General features: G+C 76.5%; 10 protein-coding genes. 4 read left to right on the forward strand and 6 right to left on the reverse strand.

Annotated elements, in window-relative coordinates:
* From ACFVSN_RS43045 to ACFVSN_RS43060, 4 genes are all read right to left on the reverse strand, one after another.
* A partial coding sequence (locus ACFVSN_RS43045; RefSeq protein ID WP_387958965.1) for a trypsin-like serine protease occupies nt 1–1,173 on the reverse strand: 1,173 nt, incomplete at its 3' end.
* Between the two features lie 814 nt (nt 1,174–1,987).
* Nucleotides 1,988–2,740 (reverse strand): hypothetical protein, encoded by a 753-nt coding sequence (locus ACFVSN_RS43050; RefSeq protein ID WP_387958967.1) that lies wholly within the window; start codon nt 2,738–2,740, stop codon nt 1,988–1,990.
* A gap of 47 nt (nt 2,741–2,787) precedes the next feature.
* Nucleotides 2,788–3,339 carry a DUF6328 family protein gene (locus tag ACFVSN_RS43055; RefSeq protein ID WP_387958969.1) on the reverse strand — a complete coding sequence of 184 codons (552 nt, stop codon included), beginning with the start codon at nt 3,337–3,339 and terminating at the stop codon, nt 2,788–2,790.
* A gap of 27 nt (nt 3,340–3,366) precedes the next feature.
* Nucleotides 3,367–3,957, reverse strand: coding sequence for a MarR family winged helix-turn-helix transcriptional regulator (locus tag ACFVSN_RS43060; protein ID WP_387958971.1), 591 nt, complete (start codon nt 3,955–3,957; stop codon nt 3,367–3,369).
* A gap of 49 nt (nt 3,958–4,006) precedes the next feature.
* On the opposite strand from ACFVSN_RS43060, the gene ACFVSN_RS43065 reads away from it, so the two are divergent.
* On the forward strand, nt 4,007–4,921 hold the full coding sequence (locus ACFVSN_RS43065) for a DMT family transporter (protein ID WP_387958974.1): 915 nt from the start codon (nt 4,007–4,009) through the stop codon (nt 4,919–4,921).
* Between the two features lie 72 nt (nt 4,922–4,993).
* Nucleotides 4,994–5,569, forward strand: a complete 576-nt coding sequence (locus tag ACFVSN_RS43070; protein WP_387958977.1) for a hypothetical protein — start codon at nt 4,994–4,996, stop codon at nt 5,567–5,569.
* A 202-nt stretch (nt 5,570–5,771) separates the two neighbouring features.
* On the opposite strand, the gene ACFVSN_RS43075 is transcribed toward ACFVSN_RS43070, so the two are convergent.
* Entirely contained in the window at nt 5,772–6,755 is a 984-nt protein-coding gene (locus ACFVSN_RS43075) for a zinc-binding dehydrogenase (RefSeq protein WP_387958978.1), read from the reverse strand.
* A 49-nt stretch (nt 6,756–6,804) separates the two neighbouring features.
* Nucleotides 6,805–8,334 carry an MFS transporter gene (locus tag ACFVSN_RS43080; protein WP_387958981.1) on the reverse strand — a complete coding sequence of 510 codons (1,530 nt, stop codon included), beginning with the start codon at nt 8,332–8,334 and terminating at the stop codon, nt 6,805–6,807.
* A 244-nt stretch (nt 8,335–8,578) separates the two neighbouring features.
* Between ACFVSN_RS43080 and ACFVSN_RS43085 the strand changes: the two genes are divergently transcribed.
* Nucleotides 8,579–11,620: an AAA family ATPase gene (locus ACFVSN_RS43085; RefSeq protein WP_387958983.1), complete on the forward strand. Its 3,042-nt coding sequence runs from the start codon at nt 8,579–8,581 to the stop codon at nt 11,618–11,620.
* A 442-nt stretch (nt 11,621–12,062) separates the two neighbouring features.
* On the forward strand, nt 12,063–13,691 hold the full coding sequence (locus tag ACFVSN_RS43090) for a protein kinase (protein WP_387596898.1): 1,629 nt from the start codon (nt 12,063–12,065) through the stop codon (nt 13,689–13,691).
* Nucleotides 13,692–13,738 lie beyond the last annotated feature (47 nt).

A 13,738-nucleotide genomic window follows, 5' to 3' on the forward strand; every position in this document is an offset into this window, starting at 1 on the left:
GACGTCGTCGCGCCCGTCGCCGTTGGTGTCGCCCGCGAACAGCTGGATCGCGTTCCAGTCCCAGTTGCCGCTGGCCGGCGTGGACTTGGGGGAGGACTTGAACGCGCCGATGTGCCCGGTGGCGTCCGCCAGCGCGGTGTAGAAGTCGATCGAGCCGTCGGGGCGGCGGTAGAGCATGGCCAGGTCGGTGCGGCCGTCGCCGTTGAAGTCCCCGGCGACGAGCTTCATCGCATTGCGGTCCCAGTGGCCCTCGGCCGGCACCACGTACCCGGCCGTGAAGTCGCCCAGCAGCCCGTTCGCGTCGCCCGGCGCGGTGTAGAAACCGATCCGCCCGTCCGCGTGGTAGTACGCCATGAGCGCGTCCGCACGCCCGTCGCCGTCCGTGTCACCGCGCACGCCGCGCTTGTGCACGACGCCGTTGACCCACCCGGCCACGTCGTCCACACGGCTGGAGGACACCCCGGTACGGGTCTCGGCCACCCCCAGGCACCCGCCCTGCCACGAACGCGACGCCACCGCCACCAGCTCGGCCCTGCCGTTCGTCTCACGCACCGTGGGCGCACCCGTGTCGCCCTTGCACACCGCCGCCCCGTTCTGGCCACTGGTGGCGACGGCCGTCGCCTGCACGGCGTCCAGACCGAACACCCCCGAGTGGAGCCTGCCCGGCACCCACTCGTCCTTGGTACGCCCGTACCCCGCCACACGCAGCTTCTCGCCCGCCACCGGCGCGCCCGTCGCCACGGCCAGCGGCGCGATGCCGTCCACCGGCGTGCTCAGCCGCGCCAGCACCAGGTCCCGGTCGGCCCGCGGCACCAGCTGCGTCACCTGCACCTCCCGCCCGGCCGACCCGGCCAGATCGGTGCGCCCGACGACGGCGGTGGTCTTCCACTTCGGCGCGCCGGCCGTCAGCGCCTGCGGCTGCGCCGGGTCGTCGGAGAAGCAACTGGCAGCCGTGACAATCCAGTTGCGGTCCACCAGCGCACCGGTGCAGGAGCGCAGGCCGTCACCGATCGAGAGCTTCGCGGTGTAGGCGTACGCCCCGTCCGCCGCCGCGTCCCCGACGACGGCCCCGGCCGGCGCGGCGGAGAAGGTGGTCAGCGCACCGGCGGCCGCGGCGACCGCGACGCAGAGTATGCCCGCGCGGCGCGAACGGGACGAAGTGCTGTGGGACATGGGAACGTTCCCCCCTGGGAAAGGCCGGGATCAGCCGGCGGTGGTGGTAGCGGCGATGACGGCGGCAGTGGCGGCGGTGGTGGTAGCGGCACTGCCGACGGCGGCGCCGGGCAGGACAGCGGCACCCCTCCGCGCAGGACTACTCGCCCCGTGCACCCATCCCCCCGTTTCTGCAGCTCCGCAGCGCATGCGGACCTTGCGGTGCAATGCGCCCGGGACGGCCCGCATCGTTCCCCCGGGACACCCTGACCGAAGGTCATGGGGGAGTAAGGCAAAGCCAAAGAGTAGGAGATCACAGGACGTGGAGAAACGGCTGCGCCCGTTGGGGATCTTGGCCGGAAATCCTCGGCGATCTGCATGATCACGCAGGTTCCCGCGCTGGTCCGGGGGGTTGCCGGGGTACTGCGGCCCGGCGCGTACCAGGGTGTTGGAGACCGTTGCGGAAACCTGAAGAGCTGGTTCGCGCCACGGCCGGGAATTCCGCGTCCCGTTCTCCGGACGGTTCGCATCGTGTGCTGTGCGTTCGCCGCGTACTCGGATCAGGCGTGGACGAAGGAGAGTCGGGGAGCTTTCCCGGACATTTCGGCGTGCGGGGTGTGCGGGGTGTGCGGTCCCGGGGAGGCGGTGCCGCGGCGGTGGCCGCCTTCCGGCCCTCCGGGTTCCGGCGCTCCTGCGGGGCATTCGGCGTCCGCGGATTCCCGCAGGACCTCGTCCGGAGAGCGCCGAGGCCCCGCTGCCCCTGGTGTCACGGGGGCGGCAGGGCCTCGGTGTGTGTGCGTGTACGGGCGGCGATCGCGGCGCCCGCGGCCTTCGGTCAGCTCGCGCCGGCGGGGGGCTTGCCGGTCTCGTGGGCCAGGGCCTTCTTGGAGACCGCGTCGAGCAGCGGGCTCAGACGGTCGGTCAGGCGCTGGTAGTCGGTGGCGTGGCCGTCGGACCACTGGCCGAGGCCGACGATCATCGCGCGGCCGGCGCCCGCGAAGGACTGCACCATCCCGCTGTCGGCCGGCAGGACGGGCAGGCCCGCGCCCGGGGGCGGGGCCTGGGCGCCGACCTGGTGGTCGGTGATGTCCGCGGCCAGCCGGGTGAGAACGTGGGCGGTGTCGGCGGGGTCGCTGAAGGTGAACACCGACAGGTTGTACTGGTTGCTCCGCTCGTCCTTGTACAGGGCGATCTGGTGGCTGAGGCAGCCGTGACCCTGCTTCACCAGCGCGATCAGGCGCGGGCCCACCGAGTCCGCACTCGTGCACGTGGTCAGCGTCTTCGAGCCGACCCGGGTGTAGACGATGCCGCCGGCCTTCACCTGCGCCGGGTACGCGTCCTCCAGCGCGATCGGCGCCGGCGCGCCCGGAGAGGCCGACGCGGTGGCGGAGGTGGCGGGGGTGGAGGCGGCGGGCGCCGGGGCGGGCTTCGCGGCCGGGGTGCCGTCGTCACCGGCCGGCTGGAGGACCCGCATCACCGCGAAGGCCACCGCCGCCGCGCCCGCCGCGTACGCCAGGTTGCGCGGCCAGACCCGGGGCAGCTCGCCGCCGCGGTCGTCACTGCTGTTGTTGCTGCTACTGCTGTTCACGGGCAAACGCTAGTGGCCGGTCGCGGGTGAACTGAAATTCGTGCAGGTCACGGCTTGATCACCGTTGTTCCGGCGGCCGTGGCCTCGCGTTCCAGCGGGCGCCGCACCGCCCACGGCAGGACGAACCACAGGCCCGCGAACGCCAGCGCCACCACCCCGGAGATCACCAGCGCCGTCGGCGTGCCGAGGACGACGTCCAGTACCAGCAGCACCGCACCGCTCAGCGCCGAGGCCAGCAGCACCAGGCCGAGCTGGGCGATGCGCACCGACACCCTGACGATCCGTGCCTTGCCCGGGTGGCGGAACAGGCCGCGGTGCAGCGCCACCGGCGTCGCGAACACCGCGGAGGCCAGCACCGCCAGCAGCAGCGTGGTGACGTACTCGTCCTGCTGCAGGTCGCCGAGCTCGGCGAAGCGCGGGGTGAAGGCCACCCCGAGCAGGAACGCGAACACGATCTGCACCCCGGTCTGCAGCACCCGCAGCTCCTGCAGCAGCTCGATCAGCCGCCGGTCCGCCCGCGCCGCCGGGCTCTCCGTGAAGAAGGGCGGCGCGGGGGAGGGGGTGCCGGACGGGGGCTGCGGCGCAGGGGTGCTGGTCATGCGTCACATTGTGCGGGCCCGCGCGGGTCAGTGGCCGCCGGCCGGGCGGCCGGTGTCCGGGCCCGCCTCCAGGCGCTGCTGCCAGACGGTCAGCAGCCCCTCCAGCGCGCGCGCCTGCCCGGGGTCGAGCAGGGCGAGCAGCCGGTGCTCGTTGCGCATGTGCGCGGTGAACGCCTCGTCGATCAGCCGCACGCCCGCCCCGGTGAGCGCGACCACGCGCCCGCGCCGGTCGCCCTCGGCCTGGCGGCGGGTGACCAGCCCGGCCCGCTCCAGCCGGTCGATGCGCTTGGTCATCGCCCCGGTGGTCACCATCGTGTGCGCCGCCAGCTCCCCGGGCGCCCGCTCGTACGGCGCCCCGGCCCGGCGCAGCGCCGCCAGGACGTCGAACTCGCCCTCGCCCAGGCCGTAGCGCGCGTAGACCAGGTTCAGCTCGCCGGTCAGGCGCGCGGCCAGGCGGTGCAGGCGCCCGATCACGGCCTGCGGGGAGACGTCCAGGTCCGGGCGCTCGCGGCGCCACTCGGCCTGGATCGCGGCCACGTGGTCCGGGCCCGCCGGGTCCTGCGGGTCCTGCCGGTCGGGGTCCTGCGGGTCCTGCGGGGCGGGGTGCTTCGGCTCCATGGCGCCCATCGTAGCGCGCATAGCTTCCCGGGAAGCTATATTGGCTTCCATGGAAGGTAATCTGCGGTGGGTGCTCCTGACCGCCCTCGCCCCCCTCGCCTGGGGCGCCAACTACTACGTCACCCGCGCCTGGCTGCCCCCCGACCAGCCCCTGTGGGGAGCCGCCCTGCGCGCCCTGCCGGCCGGCCTGCTCCTGCTCGCCCTCGCCCGCCGCCGCCCCCACGGCCCCTGGTGGTGGCGCTCGGCCCTGCTCGGCACCCTCAACACCGCCGTCTTCTTCGTCCTGCTCTACCTCGCCTCCCAGCAGCTGCCCACCAGCACCGCCGCCACCGTCATGGCCGCCTCCCCGCTCGCCATGCTGCTCACCGCCTGGGCCCTGGCCGGCCAGCGCCCCCGGCGCGCCCACCTGGCGGGCGCGTTCGTCGGGCTCGGCGGGGTCGCGCTGATGCTCCTGGGCTCCGGCGCCACGGTGACCGCCGGCGGGCTCGCGGCCTCCACGGCGGCCATGCTCGTCTCCTCCGTCGGCTACGTCCTGGCCGCGCGCTGGCGCGAGGGCGCCGACCCGCTGGCCGCCACCTCCTGGCAGCTGACCGCCGGCGGCCTGCTCCTGCTGCCGCTGGCCGCCGCCGCCGAAGGCCCGCCGCCCGCCATGGACGCCCGTGTGCTGCTCGCCTTCGGCTACGTGACCGTGGTCGCGACCGCGCTCGCGTTCGCGCTCTGGTTCGCGGGCCTGCGCCACCTGCCGGCCGGCACCGTCGGCCTGCTCGGCCTGCTCAACCCGCTCGCCGGGGTGCTGCTGGGCACGGCGCTCGGCGGCGAGGACCTGGGCGCGCGGCAGGGGGCCGGACTGGTCCTGGTCCTGGCCGGCGTCCTCCTCGGCCGTCCCCGCGGCCCCGCCCGCAATCCCGTCCGCCCCGGCGCCCCGCAGCCGGACACTCCCAGGCCGGCCCGCACCGGCGGCTGAACACCCGTCACGGCGGCCCTCCGCCCGTCGGGCCGGTCCGGGATGTCGCAGGGCGTGGCTACGATCCCGGGCATGGGCTACACCACGGAATTCACCGGCCGGATCGCCGTCGAGCCGCCACTCAACGAGCAGGAGACCGCCTACCTGCGGAAGTTCGCCGGCACCCGGCGCATGGACCGTGCCAACGGCCCCTACTTCGTCGACGGCACCGGCCACGCGGGACAGGGCCCCGACCCGGACGTCCGCGACTTCGGCAGGCCCCCGGCGGGCCAGCCCGGCCTGTGGTGCCAGTGGGAGCCCACGGACGACGGCGCCGCGATCGAATGGAACGGGCACGAGAAGTTCTACGAAGCGCCCGAGTGGATGGCCTACCTGGTCGACCACTTCCTCAAGCCCGGCGCCCACGCCCAGGGCGAGCCCGGGTTCGGGGACTTCACCTTCGACCACGTGCTCGACGGCGTGATCGACGCCCAGGGCGAGGAGTCCTGGGACACCTGGCAGCTGACGGTACGTGACAACGAGGTGTCCGCGTCCGGGCCCGTCGAGCCCGAGACGGTGTGGCTCTGCGGGGGCTGCATCGAGGCGATCGCCGACGAGGACGCCACCTGCTGCCCGGGAACGGAACCGATCCCGGCCTGCGCCGGGTAGGCCACCGGCGGCCGGCGTACCCGGCCGTCCGTAACAGCCGCCCCCGCCCCGGGGATTCGACCGACCCCCTGCCCGGCCTCCGTGCGCACCCCGCGCACGGACGCCGCCGTTGTTGGAGCGCGGTGGGGGGTGGGGGCTTCGGCGGCCGCGGCCGGCCGGGCGTGCGCGGGGGAGTGAGGGCGGTGGGCCGCTGCCGGGTGGGTCACAGGTGGCGGTCGAGGGTGGGGTCGGTGCCGGCCGGGGGCAGGGTCAGGACGGCCTTGCCGCGGATGTCGCGGCGGGCCAGGGCGGTGAGGGCGTCGGGGGTGCGGGTCCAGTCGGCGGTGAGGCTCGTGTGGGGGGTGAGCTGGCCGTCGGCGACCAGGCGCACCAGGGTGGCGAGGTCGGCTGCCATGTCCGGACCGGCCTCGCCGGCGGCGTCGGCGGGGTCGCCGCTGATCAGGCCGACGAGGCGGGCGTTCCAGCCCTGGGCGTAGAAGTCGCCGATGGACAGCTGGGAGGGCCCGGCGACGTTCCCGTACAGGACGGCGGTGGCGCCGGGGGCGAGCAGGCGGACGGCGTCGGTGAGGCCGGGGCCGCCGATGCCGTCCAGGACCAGCTGGTAGGGGCCGTGGGCGGCGGCGTCCGCGAGGCCGGTGACGGTGTGGCGGGCGCCCAGGGCCCGGGCGGCCTCGGCCCGTTCGGGCCGGCTGACGTGGGCGGTGACGCGGGCGCCGGCGGCCGCCGCGAGCTGGACGGCGAACTGGCCGACGCCGCCGGTGGCGCCCGTGACCAGGACGTTCGCGCCCAGGAGCGGGCCGCCCTGGCGCAGGGCCCGCAGGGCGGTGACGCCCGCGATGGGCAGGGTCGCCGCCTGCGTGAAGGGGACGGCGTCCGCCAGGACGGCGGCGCTGTGGACGGGCACGGCCGCGCGCTCGGCCCAGCCGTGCTCGTCCAGGCGCGCCAGCACGCGGGTGCCGGCGGCGGGGCCGGTGCCGTCGGCGGCGGCGCGCAGCACGGTTCCGGCGACGTCCTGGCCGGGGCGCCAGCCGTCGGGGCGGCGGCGGATGAGGTTGAGCTCGTCGCGGTTGAGGGCGTAGGCGTGGACGGCCATGAGGAACTCGCCGTCGGCGGGCTCGGGTTCGGGCAGGGTGTCGCTCAGGCGCAGGCCGGCCGGGGCGGTGGGGTCGGTGATGAAGCCGCGCATCGTGATCAGTCCTTCAGGGAGAGGGGGAGAGGGGGAGGGGGGCAGCGGGTCAGGCGGAGACGGGGGCCTTGGTGTCCGGGGCCGCGGCGGAGACGGGCGCGGAGACGGGCGCGGCGGCGGGTGCCTGGGGCCGGGGAAGCCGCGTGACCAGGGCGGTCGCCGCCGCGTACAGCAGCGCGGCGAGCCACAGGGCGTGTTCGGCGGCGCCCGCGTAGCCGGCCGGGGTGGGGTGGTGGCCCAGGGCGGAGAAGAAGACGGCGCCGAGGACGGCCACACCGGTGGCGGTGGAGAACTGCTGGGTGGTCGTCAGGATCCCGGAGGCGGCGCCGGCCCGCTCGGGGCGCACGCCGCCCAGGACGGTGCCGGTCAGGGCGGGCATGGTCAGCCCGCTGCCCAGGCCCACCAGGGCCAGCGGCGCGGCTATCAGCGGCGCGCCGGCCGAGGCGCCGGCCAGGTGCAGTTCGAGGGCGAGCAGGGCGATGCCGGCGGTGCCCAGGGCGTTACCGGCCAGCAGAGCGCGCGAGCCCAGGCGGGCGGCCAGGTGCCGGCCGAGCAGGGCGGCGGTCATGGTGCCGGCGCCCAGCGGCACGAACACCAGCCCGGCGTGGGCGGCGTCCAGGCCGAGCCCGCCCTGCAGGAGCAGGGTGGTGGTGAGCATCAGACCGCCGAAGGAGGCCATGACGGCGACGTTGACGAGCAGTCCGACGCGCAGCGGGCGGGAAGCGAACAGGGCGAGGTCGAGCAGCGGCTCGCCGCCGCGCACGGCCAGACGGCGCATCCAGGCCAGGGCCGCAGCCAGCGCGGGCACGGCGGCCGCCAGCGACAGCACGCTCCACAGCGGCCAGCCCTCCTCGCGTCCGACCACCAGCGGCACCAGGGCGAGCGCGAGGGCGAGGGTCAGGGCGAGCGCGCCGACCGGGTCCAGGCCGGGGCGGGCGGCAGGGGCGCGCCGGGGCAGCAGACGGGCGGCCGCGGCCAGCGCGGCGACGCCGACGGGCCCGTTCACCAGGAAGATCACCCGCCAGCCCAGGCCGAACACGTCGGCCTGCAGCAGCGCTCCGCCCAGCACCTGCCCGGCTATGCCGCCCAGACTGATCGTCAGCCCGAACCAGGCCAGGGCACGCGGGCGCTCCCCGGCCGGGAAGGCGGCCGTGATCAGGGCGAGGACCTGCGGGGCCATCGCCGCCGCCGCCAGACCCTGCACGAGACGGGCGGCGATCAGCTCGGGGGCACTGGCGGCCAGCCCGCACAGCAGGGACGCGGCCGTGAAGCCCGCCATGCCGAGCAGGAACAGGCGGCGGTGGCCGAACAGGTCGCCCAGCTTGCCGCCGGTGACCAGGCCCGCCGCGTAGGTGAACCCGTAGCCGCCGACGACCAGTTCGAGCGCGGCCGGACCCGCCCCCAGGTCGCGGGCCAGGGAGGGCGCGGCGACGTTGACGACCATGTAGTCGAACGCGGCCATGAAGGTCGCCAGCAGGATCACCGGCAGGATGCGCCAGCGGCGCGGATCGGGAAGAACGGCGTGCACGGACGGAGCCTTTCGTCGGCGCACCGCGTGGTGCGCGGCGGTGTCGATCACCGCTGGGAAGAGCCTCGCTCCGCACACCCGCCCCGCACATGGGGCGGATTGCCTAGACACCTCTTCAGATCCGGCGCCCGGGCGCCCCGAACCCTGCCGAACGGCACACAACCCAGGCCCCGGCCAGGGCGTCGGCCGCCTCGGCCAGGACCTCGGCCAGGACCTTGACCCGCCCGCCCTGCTCGCCCCGCCCGCCCCGAGCACCTCGGCGCACCCCCGCCCGCCCCGACGTAGGATGCCGCCGGTGATCACGCCGTCCCGCCCCGCGCCCCTGCTGGCCCGCAGCGCCGAACTGCGCGCCCTCGCCGACGCCCACGCCCACGCGTCCGCCGCCGGCCCGCTGACGGTCCTCGTCGGCGGGGAAGCCGGGATCGGCAAGACCCGCCTCGTCGAGGAGTTCACCACCCACCTCGCCGCGCACACCGACACCCGCGCCTACCTCGGCGGCTGCCTGGCCCTGGGCGCCGACAGCCTCCCCTACGCCCCGTTCGCCGCCCTGCTGCGCGCCCTGGCACGCGAGTTCGGCACCCCGTGGACGGCCGGCGCCCTCGGCCCCGCCGGGCGCCGCGCCCTCGCCCCCTGGCTGCCCGAACTCGACGACACCCCCCACCCGCACGCCCTCGACGACCCCCGGACACCGCCCGCACCCGACCCCCACGGACGCTCCCGCCTCTTCGACGCCGTCCGCACCCTCGTCGAGGCCGCCGCCGCACACCACCCCGTCGTCCTGGTCGTCGAGGACCTCCACTGGGCCGACACCTCCAGCCGCGACCTCCTGCTCTACCTCGCCCGCACCCTCACCCGCCCCGGCGTCCTCCTCCTGGCCACCCACCGCTCCACCGACCTGCCCGACGACCACCCCCTGCACCCCCTGCTCACCGCCCTCACCCGCCTGGGCCCCGTACGCCGCGTCGACCCCGCCCCGCTGCGCCGCGCCGACGTCGCCCGCTGGCTGGCCGACCACGGACTCGACCCCGCCCGCGCCGAGGAGATCCACCGCCGCAGCCAGGGCAACCCCCTGTTCGTCGAGGCCCTCGCCGAGGCCGGCGGCCCCGCCACCCCCGTCCCCCTGCGCGACCTGCTGCTCACCGCCCTGCGCGAACTGCCCGATGCCGCACGGCAGGTGGTGCGCGCCGCCTCGGCCGCCTGCGCCGTCGAGGACACCGTCGGCCACCGCCTGCTCGCCGCCGTCCTGCCCGACCACGCGGACCTGGACCAGTGGCTGCGCCAGGCCGTCGAACGCCGCCTGCTGCAGCCCGACGGCGACGGCTACCGCTTCCGCCACGCCCTGCTGCGCGCCGCCGTCCACGAGGACCTGCTGCCCGGCGAACGCGCCCGCCTGCACGCCGCCTACGCCCGCGCGCTGGCCGCCGACCCCGCCCTCGCCGCACCCGACCGGCTCGACGCGGCCCTGGCCGCCCACTGGCACGCCGCCGGCGACCGCCCCCGCGCGCTGGCCGCCGCCGCCCGCGCCGCCGACCGGGCCCGGCGCGCCCACGCCTACGCCGAGCAACTCGCCCTACTGGAACGGGTCCTGGACCTCTGGCCCGCCGACGGCCACCCCACCGGCGGCCACTCCGCCGGCGGCCACTCCGGCACCGATGCCGACGCCCCGCCCGAGCGCGCCGACGTGGCGGCCGACGCCGCCCGCGCCGCCCTGGACGCCGGCCAGGCCCTGCGCGGCATCGCCCACGCCACCACTGCCCTCGACCTCCTCGACACCACCCCCACGGGCCCCGCCGCACCGGCCGCCGCCGCCCGCCGCGCCCTGCTGCTGGAGACCCGCAGCCTGCTCAAGCACCGCGCCGGCCAGGACGGCCTGGACGACCTGCGCGAAGCCGTCCGCACCCTGCCCGACACCCCCACCGCACCCGACACCCCCACCGCACCCGACACCCCCACCGCACCGGACACCCCCACCGCACCGGACACCCCCACCGATGCCCCCGCCGTCGCCGTCCGCGCCCGCCTGCTCGCCACCCTCGCCAGCCGCCTGTGGGTCCTGACCCACCACCACGAGGCCCTCGGCCACGCCGAAACCGCCCTCCACCTCGCCCGCCGGGCCGGCGACCCCGGCGTCCAGGCCCTCGCCCTGGCCACCCTCGCCGCCCACGCCTCCCACACCGGAAACCCCCACCAGGCCCGCGCCCACTGCGACACCGCCGCCCGCCTGGCCGCCGAAGCCGGCGACGACGACACCGCCGCCCTCGTCGCCGTCGTCGCCTGCGTCACCCACAAGGCCGACGGCCGCTACGAGGACGCCGCCACCGCCGCCCGCCACGGCCTGGACGCCGCCCGCCGGGCCGGACTGGCCGGCAGCCGCGGCGCCGTCCTGGCCGCCGTCCTCGCCGACGCCCTCACCCACCTCGGCCACCACGACCAGGCCCGCACCGCCGCCGACGACGCCCTCGCCCTCGACCCGCCGCCCCTGTACCGGGCCGTCCTGCTCACCTGCCTGGGCACCCTCGCCCTCACCGCCGACGACACCGGCGCCGCCACCGAGGCCGCCGCCCACGCCGAACACCTCCTGACCCCCCACTACACCGGCCGCGAATTCCTCCTGCCCCTGCACGACCTCCAGCTGCGCACCGCCCTCGCCACCGGCGACCACACCCGCGCCGCCCACCTGCTGCGCACCGTCCTCGCCGACCCGCACCTGGCCGACCACCCCGCCCTCGCCTGGCCGCTGGCCCACACCGGCCTGCTCACCGCCCAGACCCTGCACCCCGACCCGGCGGCCGCCGGCCTCACCACCGCCCTCACCGCCCTCGTCGAGCACCTGCCCGCCCCCGGCCCCCTCCAGCAGGCCCACCGCGCCTCCTGCCGCGCCCTCCTGAGCACCGAGGCCGCCGCCCAGCACGCCGCCGTCACCGCCTGGCGCGCCCTCGCCCACCCCCACCCCCTCGCCGAAGCCCTGCTGCGCGCCGCCGACGCCGCCCTGGCCACCGGCGAGCGCACCGCCGCCGAGGAGTTCCTGCGCGAGGCCGACGCCCTCGCCACCGCCCTGCCCGCCCCCGCCCTCACCCGCCACGCCGCCCGCCTGGCCGCCCGCCACCGCCTGACCACCACCGCCCCCGAAGGCGCCCAGGGCCTGGGCCTGACCCCGCGCGAGACCAACGTGCTGCGCCTGGTCGCCCGGGGCCACAGCAACCGCGCCATCGGCGAGGCCCTGTTCATCTCCGCCAAGACCGCCGGCGTCCACGTCTCCAACATCCTCGCCAAACTCGCCGTCACCTCCCGCACCGAGGCCGCCGCCCTGGCCCACCACCGCCGCCTCTTCGACTGACGTCCGCCACTCCCGGCGGGACGGCCGCCGGTTCGCCGTGCGGCCTGGCGGAGCCCTCCGGGGGGGCGAGGGATTGTGAGAGCCGCGGGTCCCGGCCGTCGGCGGCGGGGCCGGGAGGTGGCTGCCGCCGGTTCGCCGGGCGGCCTCGCGGAGCTCTCCGGGGGGGCGAGGGATTGTGAGAGCCGCGGGTCCCGGCCGTCGGCGGCGGGGCCGGGAAGCAGCTGCCGCCGGTACGCCTGGCTCGCGGAACCCTCCGGGGGAGGGCAGGCCCGGCGGCCGCCCGCGGTACCGGTCGTCCGGGAACGTACGGACGCCGGCCGGCAGATGCGCCCGCCCCGCCCCGCGCCGTGCGCACCTCCGCGACTGGACCGGGCCCCTCGCGCGCTGGTGGAATGACCCGCGCGCGAGGGGCGCGGGTGTCACGGATCACGGGGGAGTGCCGGTGCGCACGGGGATGGAACTGGCCGACCGCTACGAGCTGGCCGGCCTGATCGGCCGCGGCGGCATGGGCGAGGTGTGGCGCGCCACCGACCGGCGGCTGCGCCGCCCGGTGGCCGTCAAGATCCTGCCGCTGGCCGCCGGCGCGGACGCCACCGAGGTGGCCCGCTTCCGCCGCGAGGCCGAGATCGCCGCCCAGCTGGTCCACCCGGGCATCACCACCGTCTTCGACGTCGGCGAGCACCACGACGGCACGCAGCCCCTGCTGTTCCTCGTTATGGAGCTGATGCGGGGCCGCGACCTGCAGCACACCATCGCCGGCCACCCCGGCGGGCTGCCCCTGGAGCAGGCCCTCGACCTCGCCGCCCAGGTGCTGGAGGCCCTGGCCGCCGCCCACGCGCACGGCATCGTCCACCGCGACATCAAACCCGCCAACCTGTTCCTGCTGGACGGCGGACGGGTCAAGATCTGCGACTTCGGGATCGCCCGCCTGGCCGGCGCCACCCAGCTCACCGCCACCGGCGCCATCGCCGGCACCCCGCTCTACATGGCCCCCGAACAGATCAACGGCGCCACCGGCCTCGACCACCGCACCGACCTGTACGCGTTCGGCTGCGTCCTCTACCAGCTGCTCACCGGCAGCCCCTGGGTCGACACCGCCACCGGCAACATCGGCTCGATCCTCTACCAGCACATCGACAAGACCCCGCCCGCCCCCGGCACCGTGCGCGCCGGCATCCCCGCGCACCTGGATGCCCTCGTCCTGGACCTGCTCGCCAAACACCCCGCCGACCGGCCCGAGGACGCCCACGCCGCCCTGGCCCGCCTGCGCCCGCCGGCCGGGCAACCGCAGCCCCCGGTACCGCTACCGGTACCGACCCCGACCGCCGTCGACACACCGAAACCGCCCCGGGCCGCCGAGCCGCCCCGGGCCATCGAGGCGCCCCGCAGGCCCGTCCTCCTGTCCCCGGTCACCTTCGACGACCCCCGCGTCATCCGCGCCCGCCGCCGGCGCATCGCGCTCATCGGCGCCTGTATGCTGCTGGCCGCCGGCCTGGTGATCGCCTTCGTCAACGCCCCCGGCTCCTCCCCGGACACCGGCGCCGCGTCCGCCGCGACGGGCACCCGCGAGCAGCCCGGAGGACTCCCCGTGCCCGGGCGCGGCCCGACGCTGACGCCCAGTGCGGGCGGCCCGGCCTACGTCCAGCTCTACCAGCCGGCCACGTTCACCATGCAGGGCGGGAGCTGCCCGTTCAACGGCGGATCGGGCTGGGGCGTCCAGCTCGACGACCCGGCCGGCCCGCCGCACGCCACCGCCCGGCGGGGCAACGTCACCTACCAGTGCGACGGCCAGGGCGCCGCGCCCGTCCTGCACATCGCCACCGACCTCGTCGCCCCCGTGGACGCGCCGAAGGACCTCGCCGGCTGCCTGACGGCGCTCCAGCAGCTGGACAGCCGGCAGAAGTACAAGAACACCGCGCTGACCTACGACCAGCTCACCGCCGGTACCCGGTTCTGCCTCGACAGCAGCGACCAGTCCGGCCACAGCGTCATGTACCTCGAACTGCGCGTCAAGGATCCCGACCGCGACCTCACCTTCACCGCCACCGCCTGGAAGCAGTCCGCGCACTGACACACCCCGCACTGACACACCCGCGCACAAGGCCGCGGGAAATCCCG

It is taken from the genome of Kitasatospora sp. NPDC057904 (genome assembly GCF_042887925.1).
Taxonomy (GTDB): Bacteria; Actinomycetota; Actinomycetes; order Streptomycetales; family Streptomycetaceae; genus Kitasatospora.